This is a genomic window from Streptomyces sp. NPDC006925, from assembly GCF_042869575.1.
Taxonomy (GTDB): Bacteria; Actinomycetota; Actinomycetes; order Streptomycetales; family Streptomycetaceae; genus Streptomyces.
This window is the reverse complement of sequence record NZ_JBIAGB010000012.1, coordinates 36,283-53,006: the sequence shown is the minus strand read 5'-3', so window position 1 is coordinate 53,006 and position 16,724 is coordinate 36,283. Positions and strand designations below refer to the sequence as shown.

The 16,724-nt window shown below is 72.7% G+C and carries 16 protein-coding genes, 1 tRNA gene and 1 riboswitch; of the genes, 6 read left to right on the top strand and 11 right to left on the bottom strand.

Annotated features, from left to right (window positions below):
* Positions 1–195: 195 nt before the first annotated feature.
* Together ACFYNS_RS17975 and ACFYNS_RS17970 are read right to left on the bottom strand one after the other, a co-directional pair.
* Entirely contained in the window at positions 196–1,065 is an 870-nt protein-coding gene (locus ACFYNS_RS17975) for a fumarylacetoacetate hydrolase family protein (RefSeq protein ID WP_388603764.1), read from the bottom strand.
* A gap of 206 nt (positions 1,066–1,271) precedes the next feature.
* Positions 1,272–2,726 carry a DUF445 domain-containing protein gene (locus ACFYNS_RS17970; protein WP_388603761.1) on the bottom strand — a complete coding sequence of 485 codons (1,455 nt, stop codon included), beginning with the start codon at positions 2,724–2,726 and terminating at the stop codon, positions 1,272–1,274.
* 354 nt (positions 2,727–3,080) lie between these two features.
* On the opposite strand from ACFYNS_RS17970, the gene ACFYNS_RS17965 reads away from it, so the two are divergent.
* The gene (locus ACFYNS_RS17965; protein WP_360300304.1) at positions 3,081–4,379 is read left to right on the top strand and encodes an SGNH/GDSL hydrolase family protein; all 1,299 of its coding nucleotides are present in this window, start codon (positions 3,081–3,083) and stop codon (positions 4,377–4,379) included.
* Between the two features lie 37 nt (positions 4,380–4,416).
* Here ACFYNS_RS17965 and ACFYNS_RS17960 read toward each other — a convergent pair whose 3' ends face one another.
* From ACFYNS_RS17960 to ACFYNS_RS17950, 3 genes are all read right to left on the bottom strand, one after another.
* Entirely contained in the window at positions 4,417–5,400 is a 984-nt protein-coding gene (locus ACFYNS_RS17960) for an ATP-binding cassette domain-containing protein (protein ID WP_360300306.1), read from the bottom strand.
* A gap of 110 nt (positions 5,401–5,510) precedes the next feature.
* Positions 5,511–6,275, bottom strand: coding sequence for an ABC transporter permease (locus ACFYNS_RS17955; RefSeq protein WP_360300309.1), 765 nt, complete (start codon positions 6,273–6,275; stop codon positions 5,511–5,513).
* A gap of 103 nt (positions 6,276–6,378) precedes the next feature.
* The gene (locus ACFYNS_RS17950) at positions 6,379–7,185 is read right to left on the bottom strand and encodes an ABC-2 family transporter protein (RefSeq protein WP_360300302.1); all 807 of its coding nucleotides are present in this window, start codon (positions 7,183–7,185) and stop codon (positions 6,379–6,381) included.
* A gap of 218 nt (positions 7,186–7,403) precedes the next feature.
* On the opposite strand from ACFYNS_RS17950, the gene ACFYNS_RS17945 reads away from it, so the two are divergent.
* Positions 7,404–10,307, top strand: coding sequence for a transglycosylase domain-containing protein (locus tag ACFYNS_RS17945; RefSeq protein ID WP_388603759.1), 2,904 nt, complete (start codon positions 7,404–7,406; stop codon positions 10,305–10,307).
* A gap of 162 nt (positions 10,308–10,469) precedes the next feature.
* A riboswitch (guanidine-III (ykkC-III) riboswitch) is annotated at positions 10,470–10,537 on the top strand.
* 29 nt (positions 10,538–10,566) lie between these two features.
* On the top strand, positions 10,567–10,887 hold the full coding sequence (locus ACFYNS_RS17940) for a multidrug efflux SMR transporter (RefSeq protein ID WP_019357037.1): 321 nt from the start codon (positions 10,567–10,569) through the stop codon (positions 10,885–10,887).
* Positions 10,888–10,974: 87 nt separating this feature from the next.
* Here ACFYNS_RS17940 and ACFYNS_RS17935 read toward each other — a convergent pair whose 3' ends face one another.
* Together ACFYNS_RS17935 and ACFYNS_RS17930 are read right to left on the bottom strand one after the other, a co-directional pair.
* Complete coding sequence (locus ACFYNS_RS17935) at positions 10,975–11,277, bottom strand: co-chaperone GroES (RefSeq protein WP_051271644.1); 303 nt, start codon at positions 11,275–11,277, stop codon at positions 10,975–10,977.
* Between the two features lie 73 nt (positions 11,278–11,350).
* Positions 11,351–11,701 (bottom strand): DUF3618 domain-containing protein, encoded by a 351-nt coding sequence (locus ACFYNS_RS17930; RefSeq protein ID WP_075001511.1) that lies wholly within the window; start codon positions 11,699–11,701, stop codon positions 11,351–11,353.
* Positions 11,702–11,919: 218 nt separating this feature from the next.
* On the opposite strand from ACFYNS_RS17930, the gene bcp reads away from it, so the two are divergent.
* From bcp to ACFYNS_RS17915, 3 genes are all read left to right on the top strand, one after another.
* On the top strand, positions 11,920–12,396 hold the full coding sequence (gene bcp, locus ACFYNS_RS17925; RefSeq protein ID WP_360302480.1) for a thioredoxin-dependent thiol peroxidase: 477 nt from the start codon (positions 11,920–11,922) through the stop codon (positions 12,394–12,396).
* 61 nt (positions 12,397–12,457) lie between these two features.
* Positions 12,458–13,966, top strand: a complete 1,509-nt coding sequence (locus ACFYNS_RS17920; protein ID WP_360302482.1) for an MFS transporter — start codon at positions 12,458–12,460, stop codon at positions 13,964–13,966.
* A gap of 113 nt (positions 13,967–14,079) precedes the next feature.
* A tRNA-Leu gene (locus ACFYNS_RS17915) sits at positions 14,080–14,161 on the top strand.
* A 13-nt stretch (positions 14,162–14,174) separates the two neighbouring features.
* Here ACFYNS_RS17915 and rdgB read toward each other — a convergent pair.
* The 4 genes from rdgB to ACFYNS_RS17895 form a co-directional block, all read right to left on the bottom strand.
* Positions 14,175–14,789, bottom strand: a complete 615-nt coding sequence (rdgB, locus tag ACFYNS_RS17910) for an RdgB/HAM1 family non-canonical purine NTP pyrophosphatase (protein ID WP_360302485.1) — start codon at positions 14,787–14,789, stop codon at positions 14,175–14,177.
* Positions 14,790–14,822: 33 nt separating this feature from the next.
* Entirely contained in the window at positions 14,823–15,212 is a 390-nt protein-coding gene (locus tag ACFYNS_RS17905; protein ID WP_075001515.1) for a hypothetical protein, read from the bottom strand.
* Positions 15,213–15,342: 130 nt separating this feature from the next.
* A complete protein-coding gene (gene rph, locus ACFYNS_RS17900; protein WP_019357029.1) occupies positions 15,343–16,068 on the bottom strand; it encodes a ribonuclease PH in 726 nt (241 codons plus the stop codon).
* Positions 16,069–16,289: 221 nt separating this feature from the next.
* Positions 16,290–16,580 carry a PTS glucose/sucrose transporter subunit IIB gene (locus ACFYNS_RS17895; protein WP_272944204.1) on the bottom strand — a complete coding sequence of 97 codons (291 nt, stop codon included), beginning with the start codon at positions 16,578–16,580 and terminating at the stop codon, positions 16,290–16,292.
* Between the last annotated feature and the right edge of the window lie 144 nt (positions 16,581–16,724).

Genomic DNA, 16,724 nt, shown 5'->3' with positions numbered 1-16,724 from the left:
CCCCGTGCCCTGCGTTCCGGACGTGGGTATGGTCGCACGCAACTGGCCCTGCATGAGGTCGCGTTCGGGTCGTGACTCGGCCGCGGACCGGGCGCTGCGGACGGTCCCGGCCGGAGGGTCCGGGCGGTCGCACGATCCGGGCGCCCGGGGCGGCCCCGGGGCTCGGGGCCGCCCCGGGCGCGGCACGGCTAACGGCTAGGCCGACACCATGACCTGGCGCTGCCGGCCCAGGCCCGCGATCTCCAGTTCGACGACGTCGCCGTCGCGCAGGTAGGGCTTGGGCTCCGGCATCCCCATCGCGACGCCCGCCGGGGTGCCGGTGGAGACGATGTCGCCGGGGTGCAGGGTCATGAAGTGGCTGAGGTGGCGCAGCACTTCGGCGACCGGGAAGATCTGGTCGGCGGTGCTGCCGTCCTGGCGCAGCGTGCCGTTCACCCACAGGCGCATCGCCAGCGCCTGCGGGTCAGGTACCTCGTCGGCCGTGACCAGCCAGGGGCCCAGTGGGTTGAACGTCTCGCAGTTCTTGCCCTTGTCCCACTGCCCGCCCCGTTCGAGCTGGAAGGCGCGTTCGGACACGTCGTTGCCGACCGTGTACCCGGCGACGCAGGCCAGCGCCTCCTGGTCGGATTCCAGATAGCGTGCGGTGCGGCCGACGACGACGGCCAGTTCGACCTCCCAGTCGGTCTTCCGGCTGCCGCGCGGGATCAGCACGGGGTCGTGCGGGCCGACGACCGTGTCGGGCGCCTTCATGAAGACGATGGGCTCCTCGGGCACCGGGGCGCCGGTCTCCCGCGCATGGTCGTGGAAGTTCAGCCCGATGCACACGATCTTGCCGATACGGGCCAGCGGCGGCCCGATGCGCGGCCCCTCGGACCCGGTGTCCGCCGCCGCTCCGGGCAGCTTCCCGGCGGCAGCCGCCGCGCGCACCCGGTCGAGCGCGGCGGGGTCCGCGAGCAGTTCGGGGTCGATGTCGGGGACGACCCCCGACAGGTCGCGCAGGGTTCCGTCCTCGTCCAGCAGCGCGGGGCGCTCGGCTCCCGCAGGTCCGACGCGGAGCAGTTTCACGTCGCTCTCCCTCCCAGGCGAATCAGCAGATCGTCCAGGAGGGCGTTCAGAACCACAAGAGAGAGTTCACATACTGGACCGTAGCATCCGTAATGCGGAAGTAGTCTGGCGTTTCGCGGCACCGAATCCGGTATTTCGGCATTGCGATGCCTCGCCGGCCCGCGTTCCGCGCCGCACGGACGACGCGCCCCGGAGAGCGGGCGCCCCTACGCCCCCGCCAGCCGGGCCACCGTGTGGATGGCCAGCCCGGCCAGCGAGCCGACCACCGTGCCGTTGATCCGGATGAACTGCAGGTCCCGGCCGATGTGGGCCTCGATCTTCCGTGAGGTGTGCTCGGCGTCCCAGCTCGCGACCGTCTCCGAGATCAGCGAGGTGATCTCGCCCCGGTAGGTGGTCACCAGATGCGCGGCGGCGCCCTCGATCCAGCCGTCCACCTTCGACCGCAGCCGGTCGTCGGCCGCCAGCCGGCCGCCCAGCGACAGCAGGGCCGCCCGGGCCCGGACGCGCAGCTCGCTGCGCTCGTCCTCGGCGGCGGCCACCAGCATCGCCCGCACGGCACCCCACACCGAGGCGATCAGGTCCTGCACCTCGGCACGGGCCAGCGTCTCGTTCTTTAGCCGCTCCACCCGGGCCCGGGTGTCCGGGTCGGTCTGCAGGTCGGTGGCGAAGTCCCGCAGGAAACGGTCGACAGCGCCCCGCGCCGGGTGGTCGGGCATGTCCCGCATCTCCGTGACGAAGCGCAGCAGTTCGCGGTAGACCCGCTCACCGACCCGCCGGTCCACGAACTTCGGCGTCCAGCCCGGTGCACCTCCCGCGACCGCACCCATCACGGAGTCGCCGTGCTCGTGCAGCCACTCGGCGGCCCGGGTGCACACCAGGTCGACCACGCGGCGGTGACCGCCGTCCGCGACGATCCGCTCCAGCATCGCGCCGAGCCCCGGCGCCACCTCCTTGGCGGTGGCGCGGCGGGTGATCGCCTCGCTGACGACGGCCTGGACGTCCGCGTCCCGCAGCACGGTGAGCGCCCCGCGCAGCGCGGTGGCCAGCTCGGCCGTCACCCGGTCGGCGTGCTCGGGGCGGGCCAGCCAGGCACCGAACCGGCCGCTGATCCCGACCGCGTGCAGCCGCTCGCGCACCACGTCGGCGGAGAGGAAGTTCTCCCCCACGAAGTCGCCGAGGCTGCGGCCGAGTTGGTCCTTCTTGGTCGGAATGATCGCGGTGTGCGGGATGGGCAGCCCCATCGGATGCCGGAAGAGCGCCGTGACCGCGAACCAGTCGGCGAGCGCACCCACCATCCCGGCCTCGGCGGCCGCCGCGACATAGCCGCTCCAGGGTCCGGCGCCGGCGTGCTCCGCCCAGGTGGCCGCGGCGAAGACCGCGGCCATCAGCAGCAGCGCCCCGGTGGCGGTGGTCTTCATCCGCCGCACCCCGCGGCGGCGCTCCTCGTCGGCCGGGGTGAGCCCCCCGGCCCCGCCCGGCCCCCGCGGTCCCGGCGCACCTGCAGCGCCCGAAGCGCCCGAAGCGCCCGCAGCGCCACCCGAGTGGTCCAACGCCGGCTCTCCGGTTCCCGAGGCGCTGCGCGCGGCGGGCCGGCCGCGTGTGATCGCTCTCACGCGGGTCTCCTCCTGATCGGGGTGCTCGCCCTCGGTCGCCCGCTCCATCCGCTCCGCCCTCCCCCTGGATCGTCCCTGGCCACGCCCCGCATACCGGCGGGACACCGGGGAACCCTCGCTACCGTCCGCGCACCGGGTCACCACCCGGTACAGGAAGGACATTCTCCCTCCCCCGGCCGCGCGTGGAACGGAGCGAGGCTCTGCCGCGTCTGTGTGGGCGGCAGTGAAGAACATCAGGAACCAGCAAGGTGGTGCCGGGGGGAGTCGGCCCGTCGAGGGCCCGTCCGGCGTACGGCCCCCGACAGGGCGCCGCACCCCGATCGTGGGATCATGGCACCGCCGACCGACCGGAGCCGCGGGCTCCGTGCAGCCCGAGGAGAACGAGCGCGCGTGACCAGGAACATGGGCTATGCCCTGCTCGCCGGACTGGCGGCGCTCGTGGTCCTCGTCTCGACCGCGATATTCATCGGCGCCGGCAACCGGGACAGCGGACGGGGCGAGGACTCGCCGCGGGCACGCAACTCGGCCGCACCCGCCTCCTCCGGGAACTGGGTCGGCACCTGGTCGGCGGCGCCCGCCGCGGCCGAACCGCGCAGCCGGGACGGCTTCGCGCACATGTCGATCCGCAACGTCGTGCACACCTCCGTGGGCGGCACGGGGGCCCGGGTGCGGCTCTCCAACCTGTTCGGCAACCGGCCGCTGACCATCACGCACGCGAGCGTCGCGCTGGCCGCGGCCCCCAGCAACCCCACGGCAGCGGCGGGCAGCATGCGCCGGCTCCGGTTCGGCAACAAGACCTCGGTCACCATCCCGGCCGGCGGCGAGGTCACCAGCGACGCGGTGCGGCTGAACGTGCCGCACGCGGCGGACCTGCTGGTCACCACCTACTCGCCCACCCCCTCCGGGCCGGTCACCTACCACCCCTACGCACGGCAGACCAGCTATGTGGCCACGGGCGACCGGGCCGAGGACACCTCGGGCACCGCCTTCAACCAGCAGAGCCCGTACTGGCGTTACCTCACCGGGGTGGACGTGTGGAGCTCCGAGACGCAGGGCGCCGTCGCGGTGCTGGGCGACTCGATCACCGACGGCATCACCTCCAGCCCCGGTGCCAACCGGCGCTGGACCGACTTTCTGGCCGAGCGGCTGCGCACGGAGCGCGAAGCGCCCCGGCTGAGTGTCCTGAACGCGGGTATCAGCGGGAACCGGGTGCTGGTCGACGGCAGCAAGTACTCGCCCAACAACGGCCCGAGCGGGCTGACCCGGATGAGCCGCGACGTGCTCTCCCGTACCGGCCTGAAGGTCGTCGTCGTCGAGATGGGGCTCAACGACATCATCAAGCCGCCGCGGCAGCGCGATCCGCAGCGGATCGTGAACGGGCTGCGGGACCTGGTGCGGCAGGCGCACACCCGCGGGCTGCGGGTCGTCGGCGCCACGCTCACCCCCTTCGGCGGGCACCGGGGCTACAACCCGCGCATGGAGGCCGTGCGGCAGGGCGTCAACGCCGAGATCCGGAAGGGGAAGGTGTTCGACGCCGTGGTCGACTTCGACGCGGCCCTGCGCGACCCGGCCCACCCCGAGCGGCTGCGCGCGGCGTACGACTCGGGCGACCATCTGCACCCGAGCGACAACGGGTACCAGGCCATGGCCCAGGCGATGGACCTGCAGAGCCTGAAGGGGGCGCGGCCCGCCACGCTGTGAGGGCCGGCGGGCGGCGGCCCGCCTCCAGGAAGCCGGGTCAGCCCGCGTACATCCGCGCGATCACGTCCTCGATGGCCGGTTCGCGGAGCGAGAGGTCGACCAGCGGGTACTCCGCCGCGAGCTTGGAGACCAGCGGCGCGGCGCTGGCGGCGGCGGGAAAGGCCAGCCACTGGCGCGGGCCCTCGGTGCGGACGGTGCGGGCTCCCTCCAACCCCGCTATCGGCGGCATCTCGTACTCCAGGTCGACGACCAGGGTGCGCTCGCCGCGGCCGGCTTCCTGGAGGCCGCCGAGCGAGCCGTCGTACAGCAGTCGGCCCTGGTCGATGACCACGACCCGCTCGCACAGGTGCTCGATGTCGCTCAGGTCGTGCGTGGTCAGCAGCACGGTGGTCCCCAGTTCCGCGTTGAGCGAGGTCAGAAACCGGCGCACCCGCGCCTTGCTGACGATGTCCAGGCCGATCGTGGGCTCGTCCAGGTAGAGCACGTCGGGGTCGTGCAGCAGGGCCGCGGTGATGTCGCCGCGCATCCGCTGCCCCAGCGAGAGCTGCCGGACCGGCACGTCCAGCAGGTCGCCCAGTTCCAGGAGTTCCACGCAGCGCGCCAGGTTCTCCTCGAAGCGGGCGCGCGGGATCCGGTACATCCGGCGGACCAGCGTGTAGGAGTCGCGCAGCGGCAGGTCCCACCAGAGTGTGGTGCGCTGCCCGAAGACGACGCCGATGCGCCGCACCAGCCGGGTGCGCTCCTGCCACGGGTCCACCCCGGCGACCCGCAGCCTGCCGGTGGAGGGGGTGAGGATGCCGGTGAGCATCTTGATGGTGGTCGACTTGCCGGCGCCGTTGGGTCCGATGAAGCCGACCATCTCACCGCGGCGGAGTGCGAAGGAGATGCCGTCCACGGCCCGTACCGAGGTGGCCGTGCGGCGCAGCAGGCCGCTGCGGCGGCGCACCGTGAAGGTCTTGGTCAGGTCCCGTACGTCGATGAATCCGGCGTCCGCACCGCGCGCCCCGTCCGCGGCCGCCACGCCACCCGTGCCGTTCGCGGCTCCCGTATCGCTCACTGCTCTCGCGTCCTTCCTGATCTTCAGAGTTCCGGGGCTCCGGGGCCCCGGAGCCCCGGAGCCCCGGAGCCCGGTCAGCTTCCCGTGCTGCGGTAGGAACGCAGCCCCGCCCGCCACGCCGCGCCCGCCACGGCGCAGCACAGGAACGCGACGGCGGGGGCGGCCAGGTCGAGCCCGTCCGGCAGGCCCAGGGGATCGTCCCGGCCCAGCACCCGCAGCGCCGGCAGCCAGTTGACGAAGGCCAGCGGCACCACGAACGTCACGCCGCGCACCAGTTCCCTGCCGAAGACGGTGGGCGGGTACTGGAGCAGCGTCGTACCGCCGTAGGTGAAGGCGTTCTGCACCTCGGAGGCGTCCTGCGCCCAGAACTGGAAGGCGCCGCCGACGACGAACACGCAGCCGAAGATCACGGTCCCGCACAGCACCATGGAGACCAGCAGCGCGATCCTGCCCGCGGTCCACTCCAGCTCCAGCCGGGAGATCGCCCAGCCCAGCACCAGGGAGCCCTGGATGATCCGGCCCAGCCGGCGCAGCGCGAACCGGTCGGCGGCGAGCTGGCTGAGGACGGGCACCGGGCGGGTCAGCAGGACGTCCATGGTGCCGTCGCGGACCCGGCGCCCGACCCGCTCCGCCGAACCCAGCAGCAGGTCCGACAGGCCGAAGGCGACGGCGGAGGTGCCGTAGAGGAAGGCGACCTCGGGCAGCGTGAAGCCGCCCAGCGCGTCCACCTGGCCGAACATGATCATGATGGCGGCGAAGTCGAGAGCGGTCGTGGCGAAGTTGGCCGCCAGCATGATCGCGAACGAGGTGCGGTACGCCATCGTCGAGCGCACCCACATCGCGGCGATGAAGCAGTAGGCCCGCACCGCCCAGGCCCCGCGGCCCAGCGCGGCGCCGAGCGCCCCGCCGCCGGCCCCGGCGAAGCGCGGTCGCCGGTCGGCCTCAGCCACCCTGGACCACCACCTTGCGGGTCGCGAGGGCCTGCAGGAGGCGTCCCGCGGCCAGCAGCACCACCGCCCATCCGGCCTGGAAGGCGAGCCCGGCCGCCGCGCCGCCGGGGTGGGTGCCCAGCAGCACGTCGGCGGGCACCTGGAGCATCGCGGCCCACGGCAGCAGCCGCGCCGCGTCGCCGAAGCCGCCCGGGAAGACGGACAGCGGCAGCAGCATCCCGGAGAAGAAGACGCTCAGCAGCCCGGACAGCGCGCCGAGGCCGGTCGCGTCCAGCAGCCAGAACCCGCACAGCGCGAACAGGTAGCGGACCGCGAAGCTGACCACGATCGCCAGCAGCACCGCGGCCAGGAAGCACAGCCAGGTCCCCGGCGAGGCGGGCAGCGCCAGGTCGAAGACGAGGGAGCCGAGCGCCAGCGGCAGCACGCCGCGGCCGAGCAGCTGGAAGAGGGCCCGCCCCAGGTCGGCGGCGAGCCACCAGGTCTGCAGGTCGACCGGCCGGTAGAGGTCGATGGCGACGTCGCCGTTCCTGATCCGCTCCTGGAACTCGTCCTGGAAACCGCCACCCATCAGCGCCGCGGCGGCCAGCAGCGCCTGCCCGGTCCAGACGAAGGTCAGCGCCTGGCTCTGGTCGTATCCGCCGAGGTGGGGACGCTCGTGCCACAGGGCCAGGAACGTATAGGCGAGAATGAAACCGAAGACGGTGTTGGTGAAGACTCCGGCCGCCGTGGCGACGCGGTAGGTGGCATGGCGACGGAAGCCGCTCAGGGCCACGGCGAAATGGAGACGGAGCAGATGCATCCTTTCTGGCCCCTCCACCGTCTCTTCCATAGCACTGCCGTGCGAACACCGCGCGTGGACGAAGCCAGCGAGCCTAGTCCACGGGCCGGGTGGACGACCATCGAATATCCACCGGGCCGGGCTACGGCCCCGCAGCCGTTCTCCGGTACGGCGGGTGCGAAAGTGTTCTACGGGGCGTAAGAGCATCGCCCGCCATTGGACGAGGAGTCCCTGCAGACATGAGTGACGAGCCGAACCGCGACGCCGACGGCCGGGAGCCGGAGTCGGACGGCCCGCCAGCGCAGACCCCCCGGCGGCAGCCGGGCCCGGCCGACGCCGAGAGCGCCGCGGCTGCCGAGGGGGACGCGGGGACCCCGCCGGAGCGCCCGGCGGCCGACGCGCGCCCGGGGCAGCCCGCGGAGGGCACCGCTCCGACGTCCGCGGCGCCGGAGCCGGAAGCGCGGGGCGAGCAGCCGGGCTCACCGGACGAGGAGCCGGAGGCACCCGTGGGGACGCCGGGCGCGCAGCGTGCGGAGCCGGGCGCCGCGGGCGGAAAGCCGGGCGCCGCGGACGGAATACCGGGCACCGCCGACGAGGAGCCGGGGGCGCCGGAGCGCTCCATATCCGCGGCCGAGCAGTCCGCCCGCTCCGGGCAGCCCGCGACCCCCGAGGCGCCCGCGTCGCCCCGGGAGCCGGAACCGGCCGGGCAGTCCGCTCCGGCGGGGGCGTCCGACCCGCCCGAGAAGCCCGCACCGCCGTCACCGGCCGACCCGGCCGCGACTGCCGCCGTTCCCCTGGGGCAGGGCCCGGCCGGGGACGGTCCCGCATCCGAGGAGAGCGGCAGTCTCATGGCGAACACCCCCGAGGCGGAGCAGGGCAAAGCCGCCAAGAAGGCCAAGAAGGCCATGAAGAAGCAGAAGCGCCGCCGTACCGGCTGGCGCAGGCTGCTGCCCACCTGGCGGATGGTGCTGGGCACCTTCCTGCTGGTCGTCCTGGCGGTGTCCGGCGCGCTCGTGGCCGGGTACCTGCTGGTGAGCATTCCGGCCCCGAACGACGCCGCCGCGGCGCAGACCAACGTCTACCTGTACGCGGACGGCAGCCAGATCGCCCGGGACGGCGACGTCAACCGGGAGAACGTCACCCTCGGCAAGGTGCCGAAGACGACGCAGCACGCGGTGCTGGCCGCCGAGGACCGCGACTTCTACCACGAGTCCGCCGTCGACCCGCAGGCGATGGCCCGCGCGGGCTGGAACATGGTCACCGGCGGCGAGCGGCAGTCCGGCTCGACGATCACCCAGCAGTACGTGAAGAACTACTACCTGAGCCAGGACCAGACGGTCACCCGCAAGGCCAAGGAGTTCTTCATCGCGCTGAAGCTGGACAACGAGGTCAGCAAGAACGACATCCTGCAGGGCTACCTCAACACCAGCTACTTCGGCCGGAACGCCTACGGCATCCAGTCGGCCGCGCACGCCTACTACGGCAAGGACGTCAGCAAGCTGACCGCCGGCGAGGGCGCCTACCTGGCCGCGCTGGTCAACTCGCCCAACGCCTACGACACCCGCGCCCATCCGGAGAGCAAGGACCGCGCCGTCGCCCGCTGGAACTACGTGCTGGACGGCATGGTCAAGGAGGGCTGGCTGAGCAAGAGCGACCGCACGGGCATGAAGTTCCCCGAGCCGCACAAGGTCAAGCCGCCCCGGAACCTGTCCGGCGAGCGCGGCTACCTGGTGGACGCGGTCAAGAACTACCTGATCGGCAACGAGATCATCGACGAGCGGCGGCTGGCGGCCGGCGGCTTCCGGATCACCACCACGTTCCAGCCGAAGAAGCAGAAGGCCATGCGGGACGCGGTCGACGACGAACTGATGGCGAAGCTGGACCGCAAGAACCGCAAGGTCGACAGCTACGTCCGCGCGGGCGGCGCCTCCGTCGACCCGAAGACCGGCAAGGTCGTGGCGATGTACGGCGGCATCGGCTACACCAAGCAGTACACGAACAACGCGACCCGCCGGGACTACCAGGTCGGCTCCACGTTCAAGCCCTTCCTGTTCACCTCGGCCGTCCAGAACCGCTCCACCACCCAGGACGGCCGGCTCATCCGGGCCGACACCGTCTACGACGGCACCAACAAGCGCGAGGTGGTGAGCGACGGACGGGGGACGGGATACGCGCCCGCCAACGAGGACCAGCGCTCCTACGGGAAGATCCCCGTCTCGACCGCGATGGACAAGTCGGTCAACAGCGTCTTCGCGCAGATGGGTATCGACGTCGGTCCCAAGAACGTCAAGGAGACCGCGGTCGACCTGGGCATCCCCGAGGACGCGCCCAACCTGACCGAGAACGGCTCCATCGCGCTCGGCGTCACCACGGCCTCGGTGCTGGACATGGCGGAGGCGTACGCGACGCTGGCCAACCACGGCAAGCACGGCCACTACAGCATGGTGGAGAAGGCCACCCGCGGCGGTGAGGTCATCAACCTGCCCGACCCCGACCCCGTGCACGCCGTCCCCCGGGAGGCCGCCGACTCCACGACGGCCACGCTGCGCAGCGTCGTCCAGGGCGGCACCGGTACCGCGGCCCAGGCCGCGGGGCGCCCGGCCGCGGGCAAGACCGGCACCGCCGAGGAGGACAAGGCGGCCTGGTTCGCGGGCTACACCCCGGACCTGTCCACCGTCGTCGCGGTGATGGGGCAGAACCCGAAGACGAACGTCCAGGAACCGCTCTACGGAACGGGCGGCCGGCCCCGGGTCAACGGCGGCGGCTTCCCGACCCAGATCTGGGCCGCCTACACCGAGAAGGCGCTGGAGGGCCGCCCGGCCAAGGACTTCGACCTGGACACGGCGGGCAAGGGGAACGTGTCGCCCAGCCAACCGCCGTTCAGCACGGACCCGTCGAGCCAGGCCCCGTCGGACCGGCCGAGCGACGAGCCCTCCCAGCCCGAGGAGCCGAGCGACCGGCCGTCGACGCCGTCGACCCCGCCCTCCCGGCCGCCGTCCAGCCCGCCCCAGAGCCCCCCGGCCACCGGCGGTGCCGACGGCGGCGGCAGCGGTGACCCCGGCGGCGGGGACGGCGTCGTCGGCGGGAACGGGAACGGCGGCCCCGGGGGCGACGGCGCCTCCGGGGACCCCGGAGGTCTCTGAGCCGGCACTCGCCCGGGGGCTCGTGGGCGTCGTGCCGCCCACCGGCCCCGGGCCCGTCGCCCAGTGACGCGCGGCGGTGACCCGCCGCGCCCGGCCGCCCCCGCGGGCCCCCGCGGGTGAGCCGGGCCACCGCCCCCGGGCGCCCGGTTTGCTACGGTCCGGGGACCGGCTCCGTTCGCGGGCCGGTCCCGACGAGACGCGCCGTACCGGGCCCGGAAAGACGACGCACCCCCGCAGTCGAACTCACGGAGGTGCCGTCATGGCCTGGATCCTGCTCGTCGTCGCCGGTCTCGTCGAGGTGGCCTGGGCGATCGGCCTCACTTTCACCGAGGGCTTCACCCGGCTGTGGCCCAGCGTGCTGACCGCCGCCGGGTTCGCCACCAGCATGGTGCTGCTGGCCCTCGCCGTGAAGACCCTGCCGATCGGTACCGCCTACGGCGTCTGGGTCGGCATCGGCGCGGCGGGCGCCGCCGTCGTCGGCATGCTGGTGCTGGGCGAGCCGGTGACCGCGGCGCGGGTCTTCTTCATCGCGCTGCTGCTGGTGGCCGTGGTCGGTCTCAAGGCCACCTCGGGCCACTGACCGGGCGGGCCACGGACCGGGGCGGACCGTTGACCGGTCCGGGCCACCCACCGGGGCCGGCGGGCGGTTCGGGCGGTTCGGGCGGTCCTAGAGGTACAGACCGGTGGAGTCGTCGGTGTCCTGGAGGCGTTCGGCGGCCACGGCGTGCAGATCGCGTTCGCGCATCAGGACGTAGGCGACTCCCCGCACCTCGACCTCGGCGCGGTCCTCCGGGTCGTAGAGCACCCGGTCCCCGGGCTCCACCGTGCGCACGTGCTGGCCGACGGCGACCACCTCGGCCCAGTCCAGCTTGCGTCCCACGGCGGCGGTGGCGGGGATCACGATGCCGCCGGAGGAGCGGCGCTCGCCCTCGCCGGTGTCGGTCCGTACGAGCACACGGTCGTGCAGCATCCGGATCGGCAGCTTGTCATCGTGCGCGGAGGCGGAGGTCTTTGGGCTCACCCGGAGACCGTATCTCAGCGCCTCACTTGCGGTGGCGGCGAGCCCGCCGCCCGCCGGGCCTGCGCCGGGAGGAGAGGGTGAGGGCGCCGCCGACCAGGACGGCGGTCAGCACCGCGGCCGGTACGACCCGCTCCAGCCGCGGGGCGCCGTCCTCGCTGACGAACTGGGCCCGCACGTCGGACACCGCACGGTTGGCGACCACGTACGCACGCCCCGCGGTGCGGTCCACCGCGGCGGCGGCCCGTGCCTTGGCGTCGCCGACGATGGTCTTCGGGTGAACGCGTACGGCGATCTCGTCCAGCGCGACGGCGAGTTCCTGCCGCCTGCGGATGATGTCCGCCTCGATGTCCGCGGGGGTCCTGGCTTCCGGCACCGAGCTGCCTCCGTCGCTGTCAGTCCTGCGTCCTACCGTGTGTCAGCGGCCATCCTGTCAGCTCGCCGGGGCCGCCGCCCCACGGCACCCCCGATCGACGGCCTCCGGCTACGCTCGGGCAGGGTCGGCCCCGCCACCACCGCGGAAGAGGTACCGCATGTGCAGGTGAGTACCGCGGTGGCCGCCGGAGGAAACCCACAGGAGACGAAGGAGCCCCGATGAGCGCACGACTCGAGCCCGGCGACACCGCCCCCGACTTCACGCTGCCGGACGCCGACGGCAAGGAGGTCTCGCTGGCCGGCCACCGGGGCCGCAAGGTGATCGTCTACTTCTACCCGGCGGCGCTGACGCCCGGCTGCACCAAGCAGGCCTGCGACTTCACCGACAACCTCGAACTGCTGGCCGGTCAGGGCTACGACGTCATCGGCGTCTCCCCCGACAAGCCGGAGAAGCTGGCGAAGTTCCGGGAGCAGGAGTCGCTGAAGGTCACCCTCGTCGGCGATCCCGGCAAGGAGACGATGGAGGCGTACGGTGCCTTCGGCGAGAAGAAGCTCTACGGCAAGACCGTCACCGGCGTCATCCGCTCCACCGTCGTCCTGGACGAGGAGGGCCGGGTCGAGCGGGCGCTGTACAACGTCAAGGCCACCGGGCACGTCGCCAAGCTGCTCAGGGACCTGGGGCTGGCTTCGGAGTGATCGTGCGCCGCCTCCGGAAACGGTCCGTATAGGGAGGTGAAGCGGGTGGTACCCATGGGGAATGAAGCACGAGGACCAGCCCCCGGATCCGGCCGCGCTCAAGCGGCACCGGTACCTCTTCCGCGCCGTACGCCGCAGGCGGGATCCGAAAGTCCGCCTCAGCGACATCACCGTGACGGACGAACCGACGGTCAAACGTGCCACCAAGGCCGCCGCTGTCGGTAATGCCATGGAGTGGTTCGACTTCGGGATCTACGCCTATCTCGCGGTCACCATCGGCAAGGTCTTCTTCCCCGGCGGCGGCAGCACCCAACTGCTCGCCTCGTTCACCGCCTTCGCGGCCTCCTTCCTGGTGCGTCCGCTGGGCGGACTCTTCTTCGGTCCGCTCGGCGACCGCATCGGCCGCAAGAAGGTGCTCGCCCTGACGATGGTGCTGATGGCGGCGGGCACCTTCTGCATCGGGCTGATCCCCTCCTACTCCTCCATCGGCCTCGCCTCACCGGTACTGCTGCTGCTGTGCCGGCTGGTGCAGGGCTTCTCCACCGGCGGCGAGTACGGCGGCGCCGCCACCTTCATCGCGGAGTACGCGCCGGACAGACGGCGCGGCTACTTCGGCAGCTTCCTGGAGCTGGGCACCCTCACCGGCTACACCGGCGCCGCCGCACTGGTGCTGGTGCTGAACACCGCGCTGGGCGACGACGCGATGCTGCGCTGGGGCTGGCGCATCCCGTTCCTGGTCGGCGGGCCGATCGGGGTCGTGGGGCTGTATCTGCGGATGAAGCTGGACGAGACCCCGGCCTTCCGGAAGCGCGCCGAGCAGCTCGCTCCCTCCCCCGAGGCGGGCGCAGCGGAGGCGAACGAGCCGAGGCTCTCGGAGAACATGCCGCAGAGGGAGCTGAAGTCAATCTTCTCCGAGCAGTGGCGCACGCTCCTGCTGTGCATCTGCCTGGTGGCCGCCTACAACGTCACCGACTACATGCTGCTCTCGTACATGCCGGCCTATCTGACCGACTCCCTCGGGTACGAGAACTCGATGGAGCTGGTCGCGGCCATCATCACGATGGTGGCGATGGCGGCGGTCATCCAGCGGATCGGCCACCTCAACGACCGCTTCGGCCGCAAGCCCGTCCTGATGGCGGGCATGGTCGGCTTCTTCGTGCTGACCGTCCCGGTCTTCGCCCTCTTCCAGCAGGGCAGCTTCGCCGCGGTGCTGATCGGGCTGCTGGTGCTCGGCGCCTGCCTGGTGTGCCTGCTGGGCACGATGTCGGCCACGCTGCCCGCGCTCTTCCCCACCGATGTGCGCTACGGCTCGCTCTCCATCGGCTACAACGTGGCGACCTCGCTGTTCGGCGGCACCGCGCCCGGTGTGATGACCTATCTGGTGGACAGTACCGGGGACAACCTCGCCCCGGCCTACTACGCCTCCGGCGCGGCGCTGCTCGGCATCATCGCGGTGTCCCTGATGAAGGAGACGGCCCGGCGTCCGCTGGCCGGCTCACCGCCCTCGGTCAGCACCCCGGAGGAGGCCCGCGCACTGGCCCGGGCCGAGAACCACGAGCCCACGTTCTGACCCGGCGCGCCGGGCCCGGCGCGCCGGCAGGCGACGGCACCGTCCGGCCCCGCGCCGGTGCGCCCGCCCCCGCCCCGGTGCGCGGGCACACCGGCGCAGTACGATACGTGCGCGCGCGAGTGCCGGAATTGGTAGACGGGACGGCTTTAGGTGCCGGTGTCTTCGGACGTGGGGGTTCGAGTCCCCCCTCGCGCACCCTGAGGGAACCTCAGTCCGAGCCGAGCAGTTCCCGGACGGCGGGGGCCAGCGCGCGGAACGCCTCGCCGCGGTGGCTGATCGCGTTCTTCTCCTCCGGGTCGAGTTCGGCGCAGGTCCGGCTCTCGCCCTCGGGCTGCAGGATCGGGTCGTAGCCGAAGCCGCCGGCGCCCGCGGGGGCGTGCCGCAGGGTGCCGCGCAGCCGTCCGCTGACGACCCGTTCGGTGCCGTCGGGCAGGGCGAGGGCCGCCGCGCACTCGAAGTGGGCGGCGCGGTGTGCGGTGTCGATGTCGGCGAGCTGGGCCAGCAGCAGGTCCAGGTTGGCGCCGTCGTCGCCGTGCCGGCCGGCCCAGCGTGCCGAGAAGATGCCGGGTGCTCCGCCGAGTACGTCCACACAGAGTCCGGAGTCGTCCGCGACGGCGGGCAGCCCGGTGGCCCGGGCGAGGGCGTGCGCCTTGAGGAGCGCGTTCTCCGCGAACGTCACCCCCGTCTCCTTGACGTCGGGCACCTCGGGGTAGGCGTCCGCGCCCACCAGGTCCAGTTCGAGGCCCGCGGCGGCGAGGATCGCCTTCAGCTCGACGACCTTGTGGGCGTTGCGGGTGGCGAGGATCAGGCGCTGGGTGCTCATGGCCACCCAGTATCTCCCCGCCCGGGACGCGGTTCAGCCGGGGGTGCAGACCTGTGTCAGCTCGTCGGCCGCGTCGGTCACCGGCCCGGTCCGCGGGGTGCGCCCGGCCTCCACGTCGGAGCGGACGCTGTCGGCCGCCTTCTGCAGCCGGGAGACGGACTCGGCGATGTCGCCGTCGTCCGTCTCCTCGGATATCGCGGCGAGGTTCTTGTCGATCCGGTCCAGGGCCTGCTTCGCCTGGGCCGGGTCCTCGCCCGCGTCGGAGACGGCCTGCCGGAGGTCGTCCACGGAGCGGGCGACGGTCACCGCCGTACCGGCGCAGTCCAGTGTCCGGTCGACGGCCGAGCAGCTCGCCACCGCCGGTACGGTCAGCACGACGGCCGTGACGGCAGCCGCTGTCAGAGCGGTCCTCCTGCGTGACACCTCAGCGTCCCCTCCCCGAGACTGGTCGGGCCGCACGGTTCGACACGTGCGGCCCGCACCCCGTCAGACGCGTAAAGCGGGGGCAAAGTTCCCCACACCGCGCGGATTTCCGGGCGGCGCTCTCTCCGGTTCAGTGCCCCAGCGCCGTGCGCTGCGCGCCGTCGAGCTGGGCGCAGCCGGCGACCGCGAGGTCGAGCAGCCCGTTGAGCTCCTCGCGCGCGAAGGGCTCGCCCTCGGCGGTCCCCTGCACCTCCACGAAGCGGCCGTCGCCGGTGCAGACGACGTTCATGTCGGTCTCGGCGCGCACGTCCTCCTCGTAGCGCAGGTCGAGCATCGGCACACCGTCGACGATACCGACGCTCACGGCGGCGACCGTGCCGGTCAGCGGCTTCGCCTTGGCCTTGACGAGCTTGCGTTCCTGCGCCCAGGCCACCGCGTCGGCCAGTGCGACGTAGGCGCCGGTGATGGCCGCGGTGCGGGTGCCGCCGTCCGCCTGGAGGACGTCGCAGTCGAGCACGATGGTGTTCTCGCCCAGCGCCTTGTAGTCCACGACGGCCCGCAGCGAGCGGCCGACGAGGCGGGAGATCTCATGGGTGCGGCCGCCGATCCGGCCCCGCACGGACTCGCGGTCGCCACGCGTGTTGGTGGCGCGCGGCAGCATGGCGTACTCCGCGGTGACCCAGCCCTCGCCGCTGCCCTTGCGCCAGCGGGGCACGCCCTCGGTGAGGCTGGCGGTGCACAGCACCCGGGTGTCGCCGAAGGAGACCAGGACGGAGCCTTCGGCGTGCTTGCTCCAACCGCGCTCGATCGTGACGGGGCGCAGCTCCTCGGCCGTACGGCCGTCGATACGTGACATGGGGGCGAGCGTATCCCCGGCCGGGGGCGCGGGCCGAACGCGGCCCCGGGCCGCCGGTCCGGCCCGGTACGGGGCCGGTGCGCCGCCGGGGCCGGGCCGTTCGACCGCCCGGGCCGCGCGCGCCCCACGGTCCCCCGGTTCGGGCTCCCGGCTCCGCTCCGGGGTGCCGGGTGGGGTGCCGGGGGCCGCCGGGCGGCGGACGTGGCCGGCCGGGGTGCGGCTCACATCATGTCTTCGATCTCCGCTGCGATGGGGTCCGCGTCGGTGCCGATGACGACCTGGATCGCGGTCCCCATCTTGACCACGCCGTGGGCGCCCGCGCTCTTGAGGGCGGCCTCGTCGACGAGGGAGGGGTCGCCGACCTCGGTGCGGAGGCGGGTGATGCAGCCCTCGACCTCTTCGATGTTCTCGAGCCCGCCGAGTCCGGCGACGATCTTCTCAGCCTTGCTGGCCATGTCCTTCTCCTGTGTTCCCGCCCGGTGGACGCTGTGGCGTTGCTGGCATCGGTGGATCTTTTGTCACGTTAGCCCACGATCAGCCCAGCTTTGCGCGCGCCGGTGCGCTGTCTGGCGAATGATGACGCTTACTGGTGCCGCGAGGGCGTCAGCCGCCGCACGGCGGACTTCCCGCATCCAGTAGTGGTCTACACCAGTATG